Origin of the sequence: Sphingomonas sp. HITSZ_GF, from assembly GCF_029543155.1 — a bacterium.
Lineage (GTDB): Bacteria > Pseudomonadota > Alphaproteobacteria > Sphingomonadales > Sphingomonadaceae > Sphingomonas.
The window spans coordinates 64,599-86,694 of record NZ_JARQXA010000006.1; the positions used below are offsets into that span (position 1 = coordinate 64,599).

Sequence of the window (22,096 nt, forward strand, 5' to 3'; positions counted from 1 at the left end):
GATGGGGATCAGCCGCTTCTTCATCGATCGCCCGATCTTCGCCTGGGTGATCGCGATCGTGATCATGCTCGCGGGCGTGTTCGGCCTGAGCACCCTGCCGGTCGCGCAATATCCCGACGTCGCGCCGCCGACGATCAGCATCCGCGCCACCTATCCCGGCGCCTCGGCCGAGACGCTGCAGACCAGCGTCACCCAGATCATCGAGCAGCAGCTCACCGGTATCGACGGGCTGCTCTATTTCAGCTCCTCGTCCGACAGCTCGGGCAGCGCCTCGATCACCGCCACCTTCGCCAAGGGCACCGACCCGGATACCGCGCAGGTGCAGGTGCAGAACAAGGTGCAGCAGGCGACCTCGCGCCTGCCGACCGCGGTGACCTCGCAGGGGGTGACCGTCACCAAGTCGAACAGCGACTTCCTGATGATCGTCGCGCTCTACGACAAGAGCGACAAGAGCAGCGCCAGCGACATCGCCGACTATCTCGTCACCAATTTCCAGGACACGCTGGGCCGCGTCGACGGCGTCGGCCAGACCCAAGTGTTCGGCGCGCAATATGCGATGCGCATCTGGCTCGATCCCAACAAGCTTGCCGCGCGCAAGCTGATGCCGTCGGACATCTCGAGCGCGCTCACGACCCAGAACACCGACATCTCGGCCGGCCAGATCGGCGCGCTGCCGGCAGTGAAGGGCCAGATGCTCAACGCCGTGGTGCGCGGCAAGTCGCGGCTGACCTCGGTCGACCAGTTCCGCAACATCGTGGTGAAGACCGAGACCGACGGATCGGTCGTCCACCTGTCCGACGTCGCGCGCGTCGAGCTGGGGCAGGAAAGCTACAGCTCCTCGGCCGAGCTCAACGGCCATCCGGCATCGGGCATCGCGATCCAGCTCGCCACCGGTGCCGACGCGCTCAAGACCGCGGCCGCGGTCAAGGCGCGTGTCGCCGAACTCTCGAAGAACATGCCGGCGGGCTACACCATTGCCTTCCCGCGCGACACGACCGACTTCGTCAAGCTGTCGATCAAGGAAGTGATCAAGACGCTGGTCGAGGCGATCATCCTCGTCGTCGTGGTGATGTTCGTCTTCCTGCAGAGCTGGCGCGCCACGCTGATCCCGGCGATCGCGGTGCCGGTGGTGCTGCTCGGCACCTTCGGGGTGCTCGCGGTGGCCGGCTATTCGGTCAACACGCTGACGCTGTTCGCGATGGTGCTGGCGATCGGCCTGCTCGTCGACGATGCGATCGTCGTGGTCGAGAATGTCGAGCGCGTTATGGCGGAGGAGGGGCTTTCCCCGCACGACGCCACGGTCAAGTCGATGGGCGAGATCGGATCGGCGCTGGTCGGCATCGCGCTCGTCCTGTCGGCGGTGTTCCTGCCGATGGCGTTCTTCGGCGGATCGGCGGGTGTCATCTATCGCCAGTTCTCGGTGACGATCGTCTCGGCAATGGTGCTGTCGGTAATCGTCGCGCTGGTGCTGAGCCCGGCACTGACCGCCACTTTGCTCAAGCCGGGCCATCACGATCCGCTCGAGCGCAAGGGGCTGGCCGGCAAGTTCAATCGCTGGTTCGCGCGGACGACCGGCCGCTACGAGGGCGGCGCCCATTCGGTGATCCGCCGCCGGGTGCTGCATCTCGGCGTGTTCGTCGTGATCGCGGGGCTGATGGCGGTGCTGTTCCTGCGCCTGCCGACCAGCTTCCTGCCCGAGGAAGACCAGGGCACGTCGATGGTGATGTACACGCTGCCCGCCGGCGCCACTGCCGAGCGGACCGACAAGGTGCGCAAGCAGGTCCAGCATTTCTATTCGGGCCAGGCCGATGTCGACAGCGTCTTCACCATCTCCGGCTTCAGCTTCGGCGGGTCGGGGCAGAATGCGGGCATGGGCTTCGCCACGCTGAAGCCGTTCGATGAGCGCAGCGGCGCCGCCCATTCGGCGGGTGCGATCAACGGCAAGGCGATGGCGACCTTCTCGAAGATCCGCGACGCGCAGGTCTTCGCGATGACGCCGCCGGCGATCTCAGGCCTCGGCCAGTCCAACGGCTTCACCTTCGAGCTGCTCAATTCGAGCGGCATGGCCCAGGCAGACTTCGTCGCGCTGCGCGACAAGCTGATCGCGGCGGCGAACCAGGACTCGAAGCTCTCCGCCGTCCGCGCCTCGACGCTGCCCGATACGCCGCAGCTCAACGTCACGCTCGACGAGGCCAAGCTCGCCGTGCTGGGCCTGAGCGAGAGCGACGTGAACAGCGCGCTGAGCACCGCCTGGGGCGGTACCTATGTCAACGACTTCGTCGATCGCGGCCGGGTGAAGCGCGTCTATATGCAGGCCGATGCGCCGTTCCGGATGCTGCCCGAGGACATCAACCAGTGGCAGGTGCGCAATTCGAGCACCGGCGAGATGGTGCCCTTCTCGGCCTTCGCCACCCTGTCGTGGGAGAAGGGGCCGAACAGCGTCTCGCGCTTCAACGGCCTGCCGTCCTACGAGATCCAGGGTTCGGCGGCGAGCGGCACCAGCTCGGGCGAGGCGATGCAGCGTATGATCGAACTGCAGCAGCAGGTGGCACCCGGCACCAGCTATGCCTGGTCGGGCCTGTCCTATCAGGAGAACCAGACCAGCGGCCAGGCGCCGATGCTCTACGGTGCGTCGATCCTGATCGTGTTCCTCTGCCTCGCTGCGCTCTACGAAAGCTGGTCGGTGCCGATCGCGGTGCTGCTCGTGCTGCCGCTCGGCATCATCGGCGCGGTGCTCGCGGTCACCTTCCGCGGCCTCAGCAACGACATCTATTTCCAGGTCGGCCTGATCACCACGATCGGCCTGGCGGCGAAGAACGCGATCCTGATCGTCGAGTTCGCCGAGGATGCGCGGCGCCGGGGCAAGGACCTGGTCGAATCGGCGCTGGAGGCAGCCCGACTGCGGCTGCGCCCGATCCTGATGACCAGCCTGGCGTTCATCTTCGGCGTGCTGCCGCTGGCGATCGCCACCGGTGCCGGCGCCAACAGCCGCATCGCGATCGGCACCGCCGTGATCGGCGGCATGCTGACCGCGACGGCGCTGGCGATCTTCTACGTGCCTATGTTCTTCGTGGTCATCGCCAAACTCTTCCACAGCCGCGCGCCCAAGGCGCAGGAGGCACAATCGTGAGCCCGTTTCGTACCCTGGTGCTGCTGGCCGGCGCCGCTTCGCTGACCGCCTGCAACATGGCGCCCAAATATGTGCGCTCGGTCTCCGAATTCGTGCCGCCCGAATGGCCGCAGGGCGCAGCCTATGCGCCGGCACAGGAGGGCGCCGCCGGCATGCCGTGGCGCAGCCTGGTCGGCGACGACAAGCTGCGCCAGGTGATCGAGCAGGCGCTGGCCCGCAACCAGGACCTGGCCGCCGCCGTCGCCAATGCCGAGATGGCGCGCGCGCAATATCGCACCCAGCGCTCGAACCAGCTGCCCACGCTCGCGGCGAGCGCGGGGGCTACCGTCCAGCGCACGCTGACCGGCCCGCAGACCGCCACGACCGGTGACACGACGCAGTTCACCGGCAACATCGGCGTCAGCGGCTTCGAGATCGATCTGTTCGGCCGGCTCAAGAACCTGTCGCGCCAGGCGCTCGAACAATATCTCGCCAGCGATTCGGGCACGCGATCGACGCGCTTCACGATCGTTGCCGAGACGGCCACCGCCTATGCGACGCTTGCCGCCGATCAGGATCTGCTGGCGATCGCCCGGCAGCAGGTGGCCAGCGGCGAAGAGACGGTGCGGCTGACCAACAAGCTGCACGATGTCGGGCTGGTCAGCGGCAGCGATGTCGCCGACGCGCAGACGATCCTTGCCCAGGCCAAGGCCGACGTCGAATCCTATACCAGCCAGGTCGCGCAGGACCGCAACGCGCTCGAGCTGCTCGCGGGCGGCAAGATCGACGATGCGCTGCTGCCGAGCGGATTGGCCGCGCTCGACGCCAGCGTCGCCAATGTCCCCGCCGGCCTGTCCTCGACGGTGCTGCTCGACCGGCCCGACGTGGTCGAGGCCGAGCATCAGCTCAAGGGCGCCAACGCCAATATCGGCGCGGCGCGCGCGGCCTTCTTCCCGACGATCTCGCTCACCAGCCTGGTCGGCGTGGCGAGCAATGCGCTCTCCAGCCTGTTCAGCGGATCGACGACGACCTGGTCGGCCAGCCCGTCGGTCAGCCTGCCGATCCTGGGCGGCGCCAATCGCGGCAACCTCGAATATGCCAAGGCGCAGGCGAGCTATTATCTCGCCACTTACCGCAAGACTGCGCAGACCGCGTACAAGGAAGTCGCCGATGGCCTGGCCCGGCGCGGCACCATCGTTCGCCAGCGCGCGGCGCAGGACGATCTCGTCGCCGCCGCGGACAAGAGCTGGACCGTTGCCGATGCGCGCTACAAGCAGGGCATCGACAATTTCCTGACCGCGCTCGTCGCGCAGCGTACGCTCTATTCGGCACGGCAGGGCGCGGTGAGCCTGATGCTCACCGACATCTCGAACCGGATCACCCTCTACCAGGCGATCGGATCGGACGCCTCGCTGTGAGCCCCCCTTTGGCCCTGACCGTCGAGGCGCTATAGCCGATGGCGGAGGAAGGCTTGGTCGACGATTTGGGGCATGTGCCGCGGCTGCTGGTCGTCGATGACGATCCGGACATCCGCGAACTGGTGATCGAGCAGCTCGCCCGCGAGGGCTATGCGCTGCAGGCGGCCAAGGACGTGGCGGGCGTGCGTGCCGCGCTCGCCGCTGGGCCGATCGACCTGATCGTGCTCGATCTGGGCCTGCCCGACGGCGACGGGCTGGCGCTCTGCCGCCAGCTGCGTGCGGAAGGGCATGACGGCGCGATCATCATGGTCACTGCGCGCGACAGCGCGATTGACCGGGTGCTGGGCCTCGAACTGGGTGCCGATGATTACCTGACCAAGCCGTTCGAGCCGCGCGAGCTCAGCGCCCGCGTGCGCAACCTGCTGCGCCGGCGTCCGCCCGCAGCGCGGCCGGGGGGCATGCAGATCGCGCGGTTCGGCCGCTGGCGGCTCGATCTGGTCAAGCGCCGGCTGATCGCGCCGGACGACAGCCTGGTCATGCTGTCGTCGACCGAGTTCGACATCCTCAATCGTTTCGTCGAGGCACCGCACCAGCCGCTCTCGCGCGAGGTCCTGCTGCCCAGCCGCGCCGCCACCGCCGCGTTCGACCGGACGATCGACAACCAGATCAGCCGGTTGCGGCATAAGCTCGCCGCGGCAGGCGACGACCTGATCCTCACCGTGCGCAACCAGGGCTATCTGCTCGCTGCCGATGTGACCTTCGAATGAAGCGGCTCCTGCTCGGGCTGCGGCGCTTCGCGACTTCGCTGGCCGGGCGGATCGCGCTGATCTTGGCCATCGGCATTTCCTGCGCGGCGATCGGCGCGCTGTTCGTCGCCGATCAGGTGCGCCAGGCGGATTATCAGCGCTGGCGCAGCGAGCAGGTGGTGCTGAGCGCGGCGGACGTCGCCAACCGGCTCGCGCGGGACCGGGCGGGCACGATCGCGCTGCTCGAGGCGCGCGGGCTGGTGGGCGTCAAGCTGCTACCGGCGGGTCTGGCCTTCCCGGCTTCGCCCGACGCGACATTGACCGAGATGGTGCGGGCGCGTGCCCCAGCGAACCTCCAAATCGCCGTGCTCGATGTCACGCCGGCGGTGTGCATGTCGAACGACCCGTTCTGGAAGCGGCCGCGCGTCGCCGGGTTCAAGTTCCCCATCACTCCCGAATGCTGGCTGATGACCGCGACGGGGCAGGGCGAGACGCTGCGGATCACCATCGACCTGCCGCGGCTTGCCCGTCCGCCCAGCCCGATAACCCAGCCGCTGTTCCTGGTGCTCATCATCGCGGCCAGCACCTTGCTGTCGATCCTTGTCGCCAGCCTGGCTACCGCGCCGATCCGGCGGCTCGCGGCGGCATCGCGCGCCTTTGCCCGGTCGATCGATGCCGATCCGGTGGCGGAGAGCGGCCCGGAGGACGTGCGACAGGCGCTGGCGACCTTCAACACGATGCAGGACCGGGTGCGCGAAGGGCTGCGCGAACGGACGCGCCTGCTCGCCGCGATCAGCCACGATCTCCAGACGCCGCTCACCCGGCTGCGGCTGCGGCTCGAGCAGGTCGAGGACGATGCGCTGCGCGAGCGGCTGGTGACCGACCTGTCGGCGACGCTGGCGATGGTCCGGCGCGGGCTCGATCTCGCGCGGGCCAGCGAGAGTGCCGAGCAATGGTCGGTGATCGATCTCGATTCGATGCTGGCGGCAATGGTCGAGGATGCCGCCGAGTTCGGCCATGCCGTGCGCTTCGCCGGGGGGTGCGGCGCGCGCGTGCAGGGCAGGCCCGATGCGCTGTCGCGCTGCCTGGGCAACGTCATCGACAATGCGATCCGCTATGCCGGCGGCGCGGAAGTTGCGTGCCGCCGCGACGATGGCGCGACGATCGTCAGCGTCCGCGATCACGGCCCGGGCATGCCCGAGGCGCTGATTGCGCACGCGTTCGAGCCCTTTGTCCGCGGGCAGGGGCAGGAAGGCACGCTGGGGACGGGCATCGGCCTGACGATCGCGCAGGCCCAGGCGCGGGCAACCGACGGCGAGCTGACGATCCGCAACCACCCCGAGGGCGGATTGCTCGTCGAGTTGCGGCTCACGCGGTAGCGCCGCCCGCTCTCGAAAACGCGCTGCTTCGACGCGGCTGGTGTCGGGGGCAAATATTTCTCTGTCCCTCCGCGCGGCTCGTGCGTCCTACCTTCTAATCGACGGTGCATCCTACGAGCGAGTCTGGCTTGGAACGACAGAGCGTCCCCAATGCGGAGCAATTCAGTCGCCGCTGGCGGCCCGCGTTGATGGCGTTCTTTCTCCGCCGGGTGCGGAACCCGACCGATGCCGAGGATCTGACCCAGGAAGTTTTCGTGCGCATGCTGAACCTCACGGAGGACCGCCCGTCGGATGCCTATGTCTTCCAGATCGCCCAGAACCTGCTGATCGACCGCAGCCGGAAGCATCTCGTGCGCGAGCGCTATCGGCACGGCGTGGCGGCGGATGCGGGGCGCGAGCTGGATGACTTCGACCCGCACCGGCTTGTTGAGGGCCGGGATCAACTGGCAAAGATCGTCGGCGCGCTGGGCGAGATGCCCGAGCGCACGCGCACGATCTTCGTGCTCTACCGAGTGGAGAATATGCGCCAGGAAACCATCGCGAACGCGTTCGGCATATCCAGCAGCGCAGTGAAGCAGCATGTGGCCAAGGCGATGGCGCTGCTTGCCCGCAAGATGCGAGACGATCGATGACCACTGCGTTCGACACCTCGTCGTCCGATCGGGACGAGCAGGCGGCCCTGTGGTGCCAGGCGCTCGCCGAAGGCGCGCTGGCCCCGGCGAGCCAGGCATCGTTCGATCGCTGGATCGCCGACCCGGAAAATGCCCGCGCCTTCGACGAAGCGACGCAGGTCTGGAATGCCATGGAGGAGGTTTCGAATCTCCCCGAGCTGATCCAGCTCCGCCGCGCCGCGCTCGACTCCTTCGGCCGCGCCAGCCGAGACCGATGGCCGCGCCGGATCGCACCCCGCTGGTACTGGTTCGGTGCGGTCGCCGCCTGCCTGGTGATGACGCTCATGCTGTCGCTGGTGCTGCTCCAGGATCCTGCCCAGGCCTATCAGACCGGCCTGGGCGAACGGCGCGTGGCGATGCTCGAGGATGGATCGAAGCTTTCGCTCGATGCGGATACCAGGCTCGACGTACGCATGCACAAGGATCGGCGCGAGCTGACGCTGACGCAGGGGCGGGCCAAATTCGACGTCGCAAAGGACCCGCTGCGCCCGTTCAGCGTCACCGTCGGCGACAAGATCGTGGTGGCGACCGGAACCTCGTTCAGCGTCGAGATACTCGACGGCCAGGTGCATGTGCTGCTGTACGAAGGCCGCGTCGTCGTGCTCGACCGCGCCAGCCACAAGCCGGTGCCGCAGCGCATGGCGGGCATCACGGCGCCTGACGATCAGCTGCTGCCCGGGCGCGAGCTGGTGGTAGCGGCAGGCGCCGCCAGCCAGGCACTGGTGGAAGAGGCGGACCTTCCGCAATCGCTCAGCTGGGAAACGGGCCAGCTCAATTTCGACGACGAACCGCTGTCGACCGCGGTACTGCGGATGAACCGTTATTCGGCGACGAAGCTTGCGGTCGGCGATGCCGCGGCGGCTTCCGCACGAGTCAACGGCGTGTTTACGGCGGGGGACGTGGATGCCTTTATCGAGGCGGTCACCGCGCTGGCGCCGGTGCGCGCGGTGCCATCGGACGGCATCGTGACGTTCCGGCGTAAGTGATGCGTCATTTATTTTACGCGCTGCGCTGTCTCCCCTCCCGCCCCGCACGTCTCACTAGGCATGGGCAGGGTCGCCCGGCTTGGGGGGAATAGATGCAGAAGTTCATCGGTGTCGCACTTCGGAGCGCCTCGGCGCTGACAGCTATCGCGGCTTTCGCGCAGGGGGTGCCGGTCTGCGCCCAGACGATCGCCTATCATTTCGACATTCCCGCGCAGGATCTGGGCAAGGCGCTGAAGGCCTTTGCCCGCACCACGCGGCAGCAGGTCTCGTTCGATGCGGGTTCGGTGCGCGGCAAGAGCGCGCCCGCGTTGAAGGGGGAGTTCACTTCCGAAGCGGCGCTGGCCAGGCTGCTCGAAGGATCGGGGCTCGTGGTGCAGCGCGGCCGATCGGGCATCTATATCATCCGGCCGGCGAGCAGTGCGGCGACAGCGGCGGACAGCATGCTGGCGGAAGCCGATGCGCCGGCAGAGGATCAAGAAATCGTCGTCACCGGCACCAATATCCGCGGTGCCTCGCCGACGTCGCCGGTGCTGCGGATCACGCGCCGAGACATCGAGACTTCGGGCCGCGGGAGCATCGCCGACGTCATTCGCACGCTGCCGCAGAATTTCGGCGGCGGCCAGAATGTCGGCAATGTCGGTAGCGCTGCCGGTGCGGCCAATCAGGACCTGACGGGCGCATCGAGCCCCAATTTGCGCGGCCTCGGCACGGCTTCGACGCTGACCCTGGTCAACGGCCACCGGCTCGCATTCAACGGCTATCAGGGCGGCTCGGATATCTCGGGGATCCCGCTGGCGGCGGTGGAGAGCGTCGAGGTCCTGACCGACGGCGCGTCCGCCATCTACGGATCGGATGCCGTCGCGGGGGTCATCAACATCCGCCTTCGACGCGACTATCAAGGGCTGGAGACGCGCGCGCGCATCGCCGGCACCACCGATGGCGGCGCATTCCAGCAGCAATATAGCGCGCTCGGCGGCACGCGCTGGGCGACCGGCAGCGTGCTGCTCAGCTATGAATATGCCAATACCGACGGACTGGATCGCACGCAGCGCAGCTACACAACGGCGATCAGCCCCTACAGCTATTCGCTGTCGCCCGCGCAGGGCCGGCATTCGGTGTTCGGCGCCTTGCGGCAAGACCTGTTTTCGGGCGTGTCGCTGGTGATCGACGGGCTCTACACCAAGCGCGAGAACACCAGCCAGTCCTCGGCCGCGGCCTATCTCGCCACGCAGACCTTCAAGGTCGACCAATATGGCATCAACGCGGGGCTGAATGTCGATATCGGCGGCGGCTGGAGCGGCAATGTCACGGGCACGCTGGCACAGGACAAATCCGTGTCGCTTGGCCGGCAGACAACCCTGCCGGCGGGAACCCTCACCAATTTCAATCCGCTCACCTATCGCAACCGGGTGCGGGGCGTCGAAGCGACCGCGAACGGCACGCTGTTCGAGCTGCCGTCGGGCCCGGTGAAGCTCGCGCTCGGCGGTGGCTATCGCTGGACGCAGTACAGCCAGATCTCGCAGGCGCCGTCGGCAACGACGATTTCCGGCGGCTCCCGCAGCGACACCTTTGCCTATGGCGAGATGTATGTGCCGCTCGTCCGTGAAGATGCGGATCGGGATGGGCTCAACCAGCTCGCACTGAGCTTTGCCGCCCGCTACGATCATTTCAACGATTTCGGCGGCACGACCAATCCGAAGATCGGCATCCTGTACAAGCCGGTCCCGGACCTGGCGCTGCGGGGGAGCTGGTCCACGTCCTTCCGTGCCTCGGAACTCTATTTCACCTATGGCGCGACGCAACGCTATCTGTTCGCGCTGACCACGCCGGTGAACGGCAAGTCGACCTTCCTGCTGCTCTACGGCAGCAATGGCCGCCTCGATCCCGAGCGTTCCAATTCCTGGAACCTGAGCGCCGAATACAAGCCGAGCTGGCTCGAGGGTGCCCGCTTCGGCGTGTCGGGATATGTCATCAAATATCGCGACCGGGTGGGCTTTCCCTTCTCGCCCTATACGATCGGCGTAAACAACCCGACGCTCTACGCATCCTATTATACCTACAACCCGTCGGCCGCCGAGCAGGCCGCGGCGATCGGCAGCGTCCAGCTGGTGAACCGTACCACGGGGACCTATGATCCGGCGAACGTCGCGTTCATCCTGAACTCGCTCTACCAGAATATCGGACGGGTCACGTCGCGCGGCGTCGACGTCGATTTCCGCTATGACTGGAAGTCCGGGATCAGCAGCTTCTCGTTGAGCGGTTCCGCCAGTTATCTGATCGAGAAGCAGCAGATTTCCGCGGAATTCCCGGTCACGCAGACTTCGAACCGCCTGTTCCACCCGACCAGCTTCCGTGCCCGGGGCGGGCTCGACTGGTCGGCTGGCGAAATGGGCGCCGGCGTGTTCGTCAACTATACCGGCGGCTACCAGAACAACATCTCCACCCAGCAGAACCATGTGGGCTCCTGGACCACGGTGGACGCCCGGCTGTCGTTCACGCCGAAGCTGGAAGGGCTCGCATCGGGGATCTCGGTCGCCGTGGCGGCGCAGAACCTGCTGAACCAGGCGCCGCCGCATGTCGCGGCGGACAGCTTCAACTTCATCAGCGGAGTCGGCTTCGATCCGACCAATGCGTCGCCGCTCGGCCGGATCCTTTCGATCGAGATCGCGAAGCGCTGGTAGCGCGCTGACCCCGGGGCCCGGCCGGCGTGTCGGCCGGGCATCGCCTCACACCCTGACCAAACAGCCCGGGGCGCGGTGCCGCGCGTCCCGGGCGGGAGAGAAGCCATGCCCATTTACGAAGCCAAGACGCGTCGCCCGTTGCTGGTTCCTGTCCTGGGACTGATCGCCGGATTGGCACTGGTGCAGCCGTCCGGTGCCGCCGCGCAGACGCCGCTCGGGATCGACGACGTGCTGACCACGACCCAGGTGACCGAAGTCGCGCTGTCGCCCGATGGCGATCTGGTGGCCTCGGTCGCCACGCGCCCGGTAAGCAACGGCGAAGTCTATGGCCGTACCTTCTACGAGATGGACCCCGGCCGATCGGATATCTGGCTGACCTCGCGCCGGACGGGCGAGCGCCGCAACCTGACCCAGGGGCATGGTGATGCCGCCGGCTTCTGGTGCGCGAGCTGGTCGCCCGACGGCCAGCGGCTGGCGATGCTGTCGACGCGGCCGGAGAAGAACGAGCCGCGGGGCGGGGACAATGTCCGCCTCTATGTGTGGGAGCGCGTAACGGGAACGCTGCGCCGCATCAGCGACATCGCGATCTCCAGCCAGACCCTCGGCGGATCACCGCAATATGCTGTCGACCTGCGCGGGGGACCGGCCGGCGATGCCAGCCGGCAGTGTGGGGCGATGATCAATGCGCCCTTCACCTGGCTCGACAACAGCCATCTGCTGGCGGTCGCCTTGCCCGAAGGCAGGACCTCAGGGTTGCTCGATGCCTATTCGCGCGGGCTGAAGCAGGGCGCGGCGACGCTCGATCGGCTGCGGACCGGTCAGGAGGCGACCTTCACCCCGTCGGGCAGCGGCACCGAGCGGGTCGTGCCTGCGGACAGCGCGTCGAGCACCGTCACGCTCACCGTGTTCGATCTTGCCGGCGGCGCGCCGGTGGCCATTCCCGGCATTCCCGACTTTCCCTTTCGCGGCGCCCTGCAGGTCCTGATCGCGCCGGACAGGAAAAAGGTCGCGGTGCTGACGAATACCGGTGCCATTCAACCCAAAGCCAACGAAAAACTCGTGTACAACTATCAGGCCTGGGTCACCGAAAAGCGGTTTGGAATCGTCGATCTTGTCGCCGGCGCCAAGCCGCACTGGCTCGACCTGAAGGACGCCGGGCTGGTGCTCGACCTGCTCGGCTGGTCTCCGTCCGGAACCCAGCTCGCATTTCGCGGCCGCTCGAACCTGAACACGCGCAACCTCTCGCTCTTTGCCGTGGCAACCGACACCGGGCGGGTCCGCCGGCTCAGTCCCGATAGCCTCTCTGTCGGGGGAGCGGCGGCAGGGGTCACCGGCCTGCCGATGGACACGCCGATCTTCTGGCTCGACGAGAACCGGATCCTTGCCCGCACCGTGCGCGCCGGCACCGATCTGGAACCCATTGACTGGTACCGCGTGTCGGTGGGCATCATGACCGCGCCGCGGCAGGACTGGTGGCTGCTCGATGCTAATGCGGCCCCGGAGAACCTGACCGCCGCGCTCGAAAAGGCGCCGACCGAGCTGTGGCGCGATGAAGGCGTCGAGCGGTTCCGCGGCCTTGGCGGTGGGAAGCTGTGGAGCCTCGACGTCGCGAAGCGCGAGATCAAGGCCATTCCGGCTGCGCTGCCTCCCAGCCCGGCATTGATGTGGCCCGCCGACAGGAGCCGTCCGGTCTCGTCGATCGTGGTTGCGGGCAAGGGCGGCGACGGCCTGCCACGCTACGCGCTGGTGGACCTGAAGGCGCAATCGCCGGTGGTGAGGGACCTTCCCATGACCGGCCCGCGATCGATCGTCGTGGCCGCGGATCCGGACCGCAAGCTGGTGGTAACGAGCGACCCCACCGCGCAGGGGTGGCGCATCAATGCGCGCGACGTCGGGGCCGGCACGACGCGCGAGCTGTTGTCAGTCGACGAGCATCTCGCGAAGGTGCGCTGGGGCAAGATCCAGCTGGTCGATTATCTTGGCGATGACGGCCAGCCGCTGAAGGCGGGCGTGATCCTGCCGCCGGACTATGTCCCCGGAAAGAAATACCCGGCGCTGGTCTGGGTCTATGCGGGCATGATCATTCGCGATCTCAACTCGTCCTCGCTCGATGCCTATCGGCCCGGCTTCTACAACATGCAGCTCTATGCGGCGAAGGGCTATGTGGTGCTGATCCCGTCGATGCCGTTGCAGAAGCGCGGCAAGAGCGACGACTTCATCGAGCTTTCGAAGGGCGTGATGCCGGCAGTGAACCGCGTGGTGGAGCTGGGGATGGTCGATCCAGACCGGCTTGCCGTGATGGGGCAGAGCTATGGCGGCTTCAGCGTCTATTCGCTCGTCACCTACACCAACCGGTTCAAGGCGGGCATCGCGCTCGCCGGCCTCACCGAGTGGACTTCCAATTACGGCCAGTTCGACCCCACGGCGCGGGGTTTTGCCGGGATAGAACATGAGAAGTCGGATAATTGGGGGCTGGCGGAGACCGGCCAGGTGGGGCTGACGGTGCCGCCCTATGAGGACCTTTGGCACTATTGGCGCAATTCGCCGCTCAACTATGTCGACCGGGTGAACACCCCGTTGCTCCTCATCCATGGCGAGCAGGACATCCGTGGCCCGATGAGCCAGGCCGAGGAGTTCTTCTTCAACCTCTATCGCCAGGGCAAGGACGCGCGGCTGTTGCGCTATTGGGGCGAGGATCACGGCCTTCGCCAGTCGCCCGCCAATGTCCGCAGCATCCATGGCGAGATCCTGGGGTGGCTGGAGAAATATATCGGGCCGGGCGGCCCGACGCCGGCGGCGAAGGCGGGAGGCCCCGGCTCCCGCTAGGCGCCGGGCCTGGTTCTCATCAGTCGAAGTCGAAGCGCTGGGCACGTCGTTGCCCGGCGCTTCTTTCGTCGTCGCGCGATTTCAGGCGTGTCACGACATCCGGTTCGCGCCGGAACCCGTCGCGCGTCCTGCGAGATCGAATCACTGATTGCCGAGGAATTGCCGGGCCCTGATCTCGCGCCGGTTCGAAACCGGGGGGGAGACGCGACAGGTGTCCGGATTTAAATGGTCGGGGCGACAGGATTCGAACCTGCGACCCCCACACCCCCAGTGTGATGCGCTACCAGGCTGCGCTACGCCCCGACCGAGGTTGGGGCCTCTAGGCCGGTCGGGCGCGGGATGCAAGCCAGAGTCGGCACCTCGGCGACAATAGTTGCTTGTACTGGGTTCACATGTTAGCGCGCCGCGCTTGAACGGAGCGGATTCCGCGCCGGCCCTATCAAGCTAATTGGGATCCCATGTTCATCACCCCAGCATATGCACAGGCCGCAGGCGCGGCACAGGCCAACCCGATGGGTGGCGTCCTCGGTCTCGCGCCGCTCGTCCTGATCTTCATCGCCTTCTATTTCCTGATGATCCGCCCGCAGCAGAAGCGGATGAAGGAGCTTCAGAACGCCGTGAACGCGGTGAAGAAGGGTGACCAGGTCGTCACCGGCGGTGGCCTGATCGGCAAGGTGACCAAGGTCGATGAAAACGAAGTCGAGCTCGAGCTCGGCCCGAACGTGAAGGTCCGCGCGATCAAGGCGACGCTCACCAGCGTGAAGCCGGCCGGCGGCGCGAAGCCCGCGAACGACTGATGCTCGACTTTCCCCGCTGGAAGATCATTACGATCCTGACCGGCATCGCGATCATGATCGCGCTGTCGGTTCCGAGCTTCTTTCCGAAGAGCGCGCGCGAGACCTGGCCGAGCTGGGTCCCGAAGCCTGCGATCAACCTGGGCCTGGACCTTGCCGGCGGCAGCTTCCTGCTGTTCGAGGCGAACACGGATGACGTGCGCCAGGCCAAGCTGAGCCAGATGCAGGAGCAGGTCCGCGCCGAGATGCGCCGCGATCCCAAGATCGACATCGGCGACATCTCGATCCAGGGCGGCAAGGTCAGCTTCATGCTGCGCGACCCCAGCAAGGTGGACGCCGCGCGCGAGAAGCTGCTGGCGATCACCGGCACCGGCGTGGGCACCACCGGCCAGCGCCAGTGGGACGTCGCCGTGGTCAATTCGTCGCAGTTCGTGCTGACGCCCACTGATGCTGGCGTCAACGAAGCGATCGAGACCGCGATGAACGATGCGCGCGAGATCATCGAGACCCGCATCAACGCGCTGGGCACGGTCGAGCCGACCGTGATCCGCGAAGGCTCCAATCGTATCGTCGTCCAGGTGCCGGGCCTCCAGGATCCGACCGCGCTCAAGGCGCTGGTCGGCAAGACCGCCAAGCTCGAATTCCGCCTGGTCGATACGACCGTGGATCCCAATGCCGTGCAGGCGGGCGAGGTGCCCGCCGGCGATGTCGTGATGCCCTATCAGCAGGGCGGCAAGGTCGCGCTGCAGCGCCAGGTGATGATCACCGGCGACATGCTCGTCGATGCCAAGCAGAGCTATGACCAGCAGAACGGCCAGCCGGGCGTTACGCTGCAGCTCAACGGCGCCGGTTCGAAGCGCTTCGCCAAGGTGACGCAGGAAAATACCGGCAAGCCCTTCGCGATCATCATCGACGGCGTCGTGATCTCGGCCCCGAACATCAACGAGCCGATCCTGGGCGGCAGCGCCGTGATCAACGGCGGCTTCACCGTGGAGAGCGCCAACCAGCTGGCCATCGCGCTTCGCTCGGGCAAGCTGCCGGTGGACCTGAAGGTGGTGCAGGAATCGACGGTGAGCCCAGAACTGGGCCAGGACTCGATCCGTGCCGGCATCACTGCCTCGATCATCGCGGTCGTGGCCGTGATCGCGTTCATGATCCTGACCTATGGCCGCTTCGGCATCTATGCGACGCTGGCGGTGACGATCAACGTGCTGGTCATCCTGGCGGTGATGGGCCTGATCAACGCGACGCTGACGTTGCCGGGCATCGCCGGCTTCGTGCTGACGATCGGCACCGCGGTGGACGCCAACGTGCTGATCAACGAGCGTATCCGCGAAGAGCGACGACGCGGACGCAGCGTGATGCAGGCAGTGGAGCTGGGCTACAAGGAAGCCAGCCGCACCATCTTCGAGGCGAACGTGACGCACGCGATCGCCGGCCTGATCATGGTGTTCCTGGGCTCCGGCCCGGTACGCGGCTTCGCGGTGGTGCTGCTGATCGGCATCGCGACTTCGGTGTTCACCGCCGTCGTGTTCACCCGCATGCTCGTCACGATCTGGTTGCGCCGTAACCGGCCGACCGAAATCAACATTTAAGGGAAGCGACGCGCATGCGGCTCCTCAAGATCATCCCGGACAACACGAACATCGGGTTCGTGCGCGTCCGCCACATCGCCTTCGCGATCACCATGCTGCTCACCATCGGCGCCGTCGCGCTGGTCGGCATCCATGGGCTCAACATGGGCGTCGACTTCGTCGGTGGCGTCTCCATCGAGGAGAAGTTCCCCGGCGAGCCGAAGCTCGACGAGATCCGGTCGACGGTGAACCATCTCGGCTTCGGCGACGCGGCGCTCCAGCAGCTCGGCAACCAGAACACGGTGACCATCCGCCTGCCGGTGCCCGAATCGAACTCGCCGGACGCGGTCAACGCGATGGTCGAGAAGGTGAAGGCGGAGATGAAGGCGAAGTTCAACGCCGACTTCACCACCTATTCCACCGTCTCGGGCAAGGTCTCGGGCGAGCTGGTGAACAAGGGCGTGCTGGCGGTGATCCTGGCGATCGTCGGCATCGCGATCTTCTCCTGGTTCCGCTACGAGTGGCAGTTCGGCGTCTCGACCGCGGTCGCCATCGTGCACGACGTGTTGATGGCGCTGGGCTTCTTCGCGGTGACTGGCCTGGTGTTCGACCTCAACATCGTCGCGGCGATCCTCACGATCATCGGCTATTCGATTAACGACAAGATGGTGATCGACGACCGTATCCGCGAGAACATGCGCAAGTACCGCAAGATGGGCATGAGCGAGTTGATCGACCTGTCGGTCAACGAGACGCTGCCCCGCACGGTGATGACCTCGCTGACGATCATGCTGGCGCTCGCCTCGCTGCTGATCTTCGGTGGCGAGGTGCTGTTCGGCTTCACCGCGGCGATGATGCTCGGCATCGTCGTCGGCACCTATTCGTCGATCTATGTCTCCTCGTCGCTGCTGATCACCCTCGGCCTCAAGCCGGGTCCGCGCGAGGAGAAGCCCTCGCCGGCGAGCGGCGCCGAGCGCGTCGGCTGATCGCATGGAAGTGAAGCGCGCCAGCGCGGAGGGGCCGTTGATCTCCGGCTTCTCCGGGCGCGGTTTCCGGGTCGATGAAGGCGTGTACGAAGGGCTGCTGATCAGCCCCGAGCGCGCCGATGGCTGGTCGCCGCCGCCGATCGCGGAGCTGAGTGAGGTCGATCTGGCGCCGCTGCTCGCGCTCGATCCGAAGCCCGAATTCCTGCTGCTCGGCACCGGCGCGACTTTGGTGCGCCCGCCGCGCGCGCTGACCGCGGCGCTGGGGGCGAAGGGCATCGGCGTCGAGGCGATGGACAGCCGCGCGGCCGCACGCGCCTGGGGTGTGCTGCGCGCCGAATTGCGCTGGATCGCCGGCGCGCTCTACCCGCTGGACTGAACGCCGGCCGCAGCTAAGCTCCCGCTAAAAGGGAGGATGCTCGGATGATGATTCTCGCGCTGGCGCTGGCGGCGGCTGCAGGGCCGGATACCCCCGATTATCGCGACATGGCGAACTGGCTGTGCCGGCCGGGCCGCCAGGATGCGTGCAGCATGGATCTGTCGACCACGGTGGTCGCCGCGGACGGCAAGCGCAGCCTCGAGCCGTTCAAAGCGGCGCGCGCGCCCAAGTTCGACTGCTTCTACGTCTATCCCACCATCTCGCTCGACACGACGCCGAACAGCGACCTGATCCCTGGCGACGAGGAGAAGCGCGTCGCCCAATTCCAGGCCGCGCGCTTCGCCAGGCACTGCCGGGTGTTCGCGCCGGTCTATCGCCAGGTGACACTCAGCGCGCTGCGCAGCGTGATCGGCGGCGGCAGCCCCAAGATCGACCGCGAGATGGCGTTCGCCGACGTGAAGGCGGCATGGGATGATTACATGGCCCATGACAACAAGGGCCGCGGCGTGGTGCTGATCGGGCATAGCCAGGGCTCGCTGATCCTCACCCGCCTCGTCGCCACTGCGATCGACGGCAAGCCGGCGCAGAAGCAGCTGGTCTCGGCGATGCTGATCGGCAGCTCCGTGCCAGTGCCGATCGGCAAGGACGTGGGCGGCGTGTTCCCGACGATCCCGCTGTGCCGCAGCGCGGACCAGGCCGGTTGCGTGGTGACCTATGCCAGCTTCCGCGCCGATTCCCCGCCGCCGGCCAATACCCGCTTCGGCAAGGGCGACCGGCCCGGCGTCGAGGCCGGCTGCACCAACCCGGCGGCGTTGGGCGGCGGCAAGGCGGGGATGCACGCCTATCTGAACGCGGGCGGCAACATGCTGGTGCCCGGCCCGGCCGATGCCTGGAGCAAGGACGGGCCGGCGGTGACCACGCCCTTCGTCAGCGTGCCGGGGCTGATTTCGGCCGAGTGCGTGAAGCAGGACGGGTTCAACTATCTCGCGGTGACGGTGAACGCCGATCCCGCCGATCCGCGCACCGATACGATCGCGGGTGACGTGAAGATCGGCAACGCGATCCTGAAGGACTGGGGACTGCACCTGATCGACATGAACCTGGCACAGGGCGATCTCGTCGACCTCACCGCGCGGCAGTACGCGGCCTGGGCGAAGAAGCGCTAGCCTCTCCGCCGCGCGGGTTCTTGCCTCAGCCCGCGGGCCAGATCCGCGTCAGCAGCTGGCGCCAGATCGGAATGGTGATCAGCAGGATCTGGCCGAGGAACGGGAGGAACAGGCACCCGACGAACGCGGTGAGCGAGCCGAGCAGCGCCGCCAGCCCGCGCTGGCGGATCATCTGGCGTTGCTCCGGCGGCACATGCGCGCCCACCACCGGCGGCGCGGTGAGGATGCGCTGGACCAGGATGTTGCAGATCGAGATGATCACCATCCAGCCGCAATAGAATGCGGTCGGCACCCGGTGGCCGAAATAGTCGGACGAGAAGGCGGTGAAGAAGGGCATCGCCGCGATCGCGCAGAGCAGCAGCAGATTGGGCGCGAACAGGCTGGGGCTCCAGTGGCGCGCGCAATCGAATGCGCGGTGGTGCCCGATCCAGAACATGCTGATCGCGAAGAACGACACGAAGAAGCCGATGAAGTTCGGGATCAGCTTGTTGAGCGCCTCGAGAAAGGCGAGGTCGGTATAGGGCGGCTCGATGTGCGGCACATGGATCTCGATCACCAGCAGCGTGATCGCGATCGCGAACACGGCATCGGAGAAGAACGCCATGCGCTCCAGTCCGTGCGCCGGTCCATCGGCGTGCGGCTTGTCAGTCATCGAATACCCCCTTGCTCCGTTTGCCGGCCCCCTAACAGAGGATCAGCGCGTCGTCTTGGGCGTCGTCGTCTTGGTGCGGCGCGTCGTGGCGCGTGGGGTGGAGGCGGCCGCCTTGGCTGCGGCGGGCTTGCGCGGCTTGGGCGCGGGCTTGGGTGTCGCAGCCTCGGTCGTCGCAGGCTTGGGAACCGCCGCCGCCTTGGCAGGGGCCTTGGGCTTGGCCGGGGCCTTGGCGGTCGGCTTCGGCGCGGCGGCGGGTTTGGCCTCGGTCTTTGCGGCAGGCGCCTTGGCTACCGCGGGCTTGGCCGCTGCGGTCTTGGCGGGTGCCTTGGCTACCGGCTTTGCGGCAGTTTTCGCGGGCGCCTTGGCCGTGGCCGGCTTTGCCTCAGTCTTCGCGGGCGCCGGAGCGGCAGCGGGCTTGGCCGGCGCCTTGGCCGTTGCGGGCTTGCGCGCGCGCTTCACCACCGGCTTGGCGGCGGCAGGCGTGGCAGCCGGTGTCGGCGCGGGGGCAGCCGGCTTGGCTTCCTCAGTCTTTTCACCGGGCTTGAGCTTGGCGGCGAGCGCCACCAGGCCCGCGGCGAGCAGGTCGTTCACCACGGGATGCTTGGCGAGTGCGTCGAGTTGTTTGCGAAGCTCCTTGGGGAGCTTCATCCCGGCGATGCTCTTGGGAAGGAAGCCCTTCTTTTCCGGCTTCGCTTCGGTCGCCTTCTTGTCCTTCTTGCCCGCCATCACTCGGTCTCCGCCGCTGGTAACTTCAGTGTCATGAATGTCAGGGAGCGGGGCGGGCTAGTCAACGCGGAAATCGATCATTCCGAATCCTCGTCGAAATCGGGGTCGAACTCGAATTCGATCTCCAGATCGCCGGGGCCGATCTGCGGCTCTTCCTGCGGCAGGATGTAATAGACCAAAGGCGCCACCTCGACGGCGGGCTCGGGCAGATTGCGAATGGGATCCATCTTCTCACTCCGTAACGCCTCGGACACAAACGGCGGCAGAGCGGGGCGGTTCCGTCAGGTGGCGCGGCGGCGGTCGACGAGGTGCTGGAGGAAGCCGCGATAGCGTGCGCTGTTCGCCGCCCAGGTGAAGGGGGCGGCGATGGCTCGCGTGGCGGCGGGAGCGGGCGGTGCGGCGATGATCTCGGCCAGTGCCTCGGCGAAAGCAGCGGGGGTGCGGGCGACGATGCGGCCGGCTTCGGGGGCAGTGACCACCTGGCGTGCGCCGCCGACATCCGGGATCACCACCGGCGTGCCGCTGGCGATCGCTTCGAGCCAGGCATTGGCAAGCCCTTCGCGCTCCGAGGCGAGCGCCATCGCATCGGCGGCGGCGAGCGCAGCAGCGAGGCGGTCGGGCGGCACCGAGCCGAGCAGCTTGACCCGCTCGCCCAGGGCGAGACGCTCGATCTGCGCCTCGAGCCGCTTGCGGTCGCCCCCTTCGCCGGCGATCCACAGGGTCACGCCGGGCAGGGTACGCACCGCCTCGATGACGATGTCGTGCCCCTTGAGCGGGATCAGTGCGCCGACCGAGAGCACCAGCGGGCCGGCGACGCCCAGCTCGGCCTTGGCTTCGGCGCGGCCGCGCGGGGCAAAACGGGCGAGGTCGACACCGGTGGTGATCGTCTCGATCCTGTCGCCGGGGATGCCCATCGCGATCATGTCGCCGCGCATTGCCTCGCTCACCGCCAGCACCCCGTCCGCGGCCTGGCCGGCGGCAACCACCTGCGGTCCGATGGTCGTGCGGCGGCCCCAGTCATGAATGTCCGACCCGCGCGCCTTGATCGAGACGGGCACGCCGAAGCGCTTGCCGAGCAGCACCGCGGCGGGGCCGTCGGGGAAGAAGAACTCGGCGGAGATCACGTCGAAGGGGAAGTCCTTGCGGATCTGCTCGAGCAGCGGCGCCACCGCTGCGGCCATGGCGCGGGCGTGGTAGCGCCCGCCGGTGCCGGGCAGGTTGAGGAAGCGGGGGCGGCGGACGCTCAGTCCCTTCCATTGCTCGCGCTCGGGCAGCGTGGCGAGCCGGGCATAGCGGGCCAGCCGGGAGAGCGGAAAGGGCGGCAGGCCGCGCGGCGCGACGACGCGGACCTCGACATCGTCGCGCTCCGCCAGCGACAGCGTCTGGCGCTCGACGAAGATGCCGAAATTGGGCCGGGAGGCGTCGGGGAACAGCGTCGAGAGGATGAGCACGCGGAGCATGGCCAGGGCTTATAGCGCCCAAGGGTTAATGTCCGCGTTGCCAAAACGAAGCGGCCCGCCCGGCGCATATCGCCGGGCGGGCCGCCGTTAGGATCCGCTACGGGATCAGCGGCACTTCTTGCTGCCGCTGCGCTCGATCTCGCGGCCGGCGACGGCGCCGGCGGCGGCGCCGAGCAGCGTGCCGACGGTGCGGTCACCGCGGGTGTCGATCGTGCGGCCGACCAGCGCGCCGGCCACGCCGCCGACCACCAGGCCGGTGGTGCCGTCGGGCTTGCGGCAATAGCGGCGGCCGTCCCGGCCCTTCCACTCGCGATAGGCATAGCGCTTGCGGTAGCGCTGCTGCGGGGCGAAATCGCTGCCGACGCCGGCCTTGGCATAGGGGGCGGCAGTGGCGGCGACCGGAACCACGCTCGCGGCGGGCACCGCGACGGCCAGCGCGCCGAGCGCCAGAATAAGCTTACGCATGTCTCACTCCTCGATATTCTTCAGCAAACCGGGAACGAAACGTTCTTGATCTCGATCAGGTTGCATGAACGGAAAACTACG

18 protein-coding genes and 1 tRNA gene are annotated in these 22,096 nt (G+C 67.2%); 13 read left to right on the top strand and 6 right to left on the bottom strand.

The annotated features are described in order from the left end of the window. Position 1 precedes the first annotated feature (1 nt). The 8 genes from P6144_RS16965 (at position 2) to P6144_RS17000 (ending at position 13,816) form a co-directional block, all read left to right on the top strand. Positions 2-3,130, top strand: a complete 3,129-nt coding sequence (locus P6144_RS16965) for an efflux RND transporter permease subunit (protein WP_277768997.1) — start codon at positions 2-4, stop codon at positions 3,128-3,130. Continuing rightward, the gene (locus P6144_RS16970; RefSeq protein WP_277768998.1) at positions 3,127-4,527 is read left to right on the top strand and encodes an efflux transporter outer membrane subunit; all 1,401 of its coding nucleotides are present in this window, start codon (positions 3,127-3,129) and stop codon (positions 4,525-4,527) included. Before P6144_RS16965 ends, P6144_RS16970 begins: the two co-directional genes overlap by 4 nt. A gap of 53 nt (positions 4,528-4,580) precedes the next feature. Beyond that, positions 4,581-5,294 carry a response regulator transcription factor gene (locus P6144_RS16975; protein WP_277768999.1) on the top strand — a complete coding sequence of 238 codons (714 nt, stop codon included), beginning with the start codon at positions 4,581-4,583 and terminating at the stop codon, positions 5,292-5,294. After that, positions 5,291-6,652, top strand: coding sequence for an ATP-binding protein (locus P6144_RS16980; protein WP_277769000.1), 1,362 nt, complete (start codon positions 5,291-5,293; stop codon positions 6,650-6,652). Before P6144_RS16975 ends, P6144_RS16980 begins: the two co-directional genes overlap by 4 nt. A 104-nt stretch (positions 6,653-6,756) precedes the next feature. Continuing rightward, entirely contained in the window at positions 6,757-7,284 is a 528-nt protein-coding gene (locus P6144_RS16985) for a sigma-70 family RNA polymerase sigma factor (RefSeq protein WP_277769001.1), read from the top strand. Further along, positions 7,281-8,309, top strand: a complete 1,029-nt coding sequence (locus tag P6144_RS16990; protein WP_277769002.1) for a FecR domain-containing protein — start codon at positions 7,281-7,283, stop codon at positions 8,307-8,309. The genes P6144_RS16985 and P6144_RS16990 overlap by 4 nt, the downstream gene beginning before the upstream one ends. 92 nt (positions 8,310-8,401) lie before the next feature. Next, entirely contained in the window at positions 8,402-10,990 is a 2,589-nt protein-coding gene (locus P6144_RS16995; RefSeq protein WP_277769003.1) for a TonB-dependent receptor, read from the top strand. 105 nt (positions 10,991-11,095) lie between these two features. Beyond that, positions 11,096-13,816: a prolyl oligopeptidase family serine peptidase gene (locus P6144_RS17000; protein ID WP_277769004.1), complete on the top strand. Its 2,721-nt coding sequence runs from the start codon at positions 11,096-11,098 to the stop codon at positions 13,814-13,816. Positions 13,817-14,042: 226 nt separating this feature from the next. On the opposite strand, the gene P6144_RS17005 is transcribed toward P6144_RS17000, so the two are convergent. Then, positions 14,043-14,119, bottom strand: a tRNA-Pro gene (locus P6144_RS17005). Between the two features lie 155 nt (positions 14,120-14,274). On the opposite strand from P6144_RS17005, the gene yajC reads away from it, so the two are divergent. The 5 genes from yajC to P6144_RS17030 are packed head-to-tail and all read left to right on the top strand — an operon-like array spanning position 14,275 to position 18,712. After that, a complete protein-coding gene (yajC, locus tag P6144_RS17010; protein WP_277769005.1) occupies positions 14,275-14,613 on the top strand; it encodes a preprotein translocase subunit YajC in 339 nt (112 codons plus the stop codon). Further along, complete coding sequence (gene secD / locus P6144_RS17015) at positions 14,613-16,205, top strand: protein translocase subunit SecD (protein WP_277769006.1); 1,593 nt, start codon at positions 14,613-14,615, stop codon at positions 16,203-16,205. Before yajC ends, secD begins: the two co-directional genes overlap by 1 nt. 14 nt (positions 16,206-16,219) lie before the next feature. After that, a complete protein-coding gene (gene secF / locus P6144_RS17020; RefSeq protein WP_277769007.1) occupies positions 16,220-17,170 on the top strand; it encodes a protein translocase subunit SecF in 951 nt (316 codons plus the stop codon). Between the two features lie 4 nt (positions 17,171-17,174). Continuing rightward, positions 17,175-17,546, top strand: coding sequence for an Mth938-like domain-containing protein (locus P6144_RS17025; RefSeq protein WP_277769008.1), 372 nt, complete (start codon positions 17,175-17,177; stop codon positions 17,544-17,546). A 44-nt stretch (positions 17,547-17,590) separates the two neighbouring features. Beyond that, entirely contained in the window at positions 17,591-18,712 is a 1,122-nt protein-coding gene (locus tag P6144_RS17030) for a DUF3089 domain-containing protein (protein ID WP_277769009.1), read from the top strand. A 25-nt stretch (positions 18,713-18,737) separates the two neighbouring features. Here P6144_RS17030 and P6144_RS17035 read toward each other — a convergent pair whose 3' ends face one another. The 5 genes from P6144_RS17035 to P6144_RS17055 all read right to left on the bottom strand — a co-directional run bounded on the left by P6144_RS17035 (position 18,738) and on the right by P6144_RS17055 (position 22,015). Continuing rightward, entirely contained in the window at positions 18,738-19,364 is a 627-nt protein-coding gene (locus P6144_RS17035) for a TMEM175 family protein (protein ID WP_277769010.1), read from the bottom strand. 42 nt (positions 19,365-19,406) lie between these two features. Beyond that, on the bottom strand, positions 19,407-20,090 hold the full coding sequence (locus P6144_RS17040; protein WP_277769011.1) for a hypothetical protein: 684 nt from the start codon (positions 20,088-20,090) through the stop codon (positions 19,407-19,409). Positions 20,091-20,167: 77 nt separating this feature from the next. After that, on the bottom strand, positions 20,168-20,317 hold the full coding sequence (locus P6144_RS17045) for a hypothetical protein (protein ID WP_277769012.1): 150 nt from the start codon (positions 20,315-20,317) through the stop codon (positions 20,168-20,170). A gap of 54 nt (positions 20,318-20,371) precedes the next feature. Beyond that, positions 20,372-21,550 (bottom strand): glycosyltransferase, encoded by a 1,179-nt coding sequence (locus tag P6144_RS17050; protein ID WP_277769013.1) that lies wholly within the window; start codon positions 21,548-21,550, stop codon positions 20,372-20,374. 105 nt (positions 21,551-21,655) lie between these two features. Further along, complete coding sequence (locus P6144_RS17055) at positions 21,656-22,015, bottom strand: glycine zipper 2TM domain-containing protein (RefSeq protein ID WP_277769014.1); 360 nt, start codon at positions 22,013-22,015, stop codon at positions 21,656-21,658. Positions 22,016-22,096 lie beyond the last annotated feature (81 nt).

Excerpts from the sequence above, each read along its gene's own strand:
- P6144_RS17025 (WP_277769008.1), top strand. The coding sequence starts at position 17,175 with ATGGAAGTGAAGCGCGCCAGCGCGGAGGGGCCGTTGATCTCCGGCTTC.
- P6144_RS17030 (WP_277769009.1), top strand. The coding sequence starts at position 17,591 with ATGATGATTCTCGCGCTGGCGCTGGCGGCGGCTGCAGGGCCGGATACC.
- P6144_RS16995 (WP_277769003.1), top strand. The coding sequence starts at position 8,402 with ATGCAGAAGTTCATCGGTGTCGCACTTCGGAGCGCCTCGGCGCTGACA.
- P6144_RS17045 (WP_277769012.1), bottom strand. The coding sequence starts at position 20,317 with ATGGATCCCATTCGCAATCTGCCCGAGCCCGCCGTCGAGGTGGCGCCT.
- P6144_RS17000 (WP_277769004.1), top strand. The coding sequence starts at position 11,096 with ATGCCCATTTACGAAGCCAAGACGCGTCGCCCGTTGCTGGTTCCTGTC.
- P6144_RS16980 (WP_277769000.1), top strand. The coding sequence starts at position 5,291 with ATGAAGCGGCTCCTGCTCGGGCTGCGGCGCTTCGCGACTTCGCTGGCC.
- yajC (WP_277769005.1), top strand. The coding sequence starts at position 14,275 with ATGTTCATCACCCCAGCATATGCACAGGCCGCAGGCGCGGCACAGGCC.
- P6144_RS16990 (WP_277769002.1), top strand. The coding sequence starts at position 7,281 with ATGACCACTGCGTTCGACACCTCGTCGTCCGATCGGGACGAGCAGGCG.
- P6144_RS17050 (WP_277769013.1), bottom strand. The coding sequence starts at position 21,550 with ATGCTCCGCGTGCTCATCCTCTCGACGCTGTTCCCCGACGCCTCCCGG.
- P6144_RS16965 (WP_277768997.1), top strand. The coding sequence starts at position 2 with ATGGGGATCAGCCGCTTCTTCATCGATCGCCCGATCTTCGCCTGGGTG.
- secD (WP_277769006.1), top strand. The coding sequence starts at position 14,613 with ATGCTCGACTTTCCCCGCTGGAAGATCATTACGATCCTGACCGGCATC.
- P6144_RS17055 (WP_277769014.1), bottom strand. The coding sequence starts at position 22,015 with ATGCGTAAGCTTATTCTGGCGCTCGGCGCGCTGGCCGTCGCGGTGCCC.
- P6144_RS17035 (WP_277769010.1), bottom strand. The coding sequence starts at position 19,364 with ATGACTGACAAGCCGCACGCCGATGGACCGGCGCACGGACTGGAGCGC.
- P6144_RS17040 (WP_277769011.1), bottom strand. The coding sequence starts at position 20,090 with ATGGCGGGCAAGAAGGACAAGAAGGCGACCGAAGCGAAGCCGGAAAAG.
- secF (WP_277769007.1), top strand. The coding sequence starts at position 16,220 with ATGCGGCTCCTCAAGATCATCCCGGACAACACGAACATCGGGTTCGTG.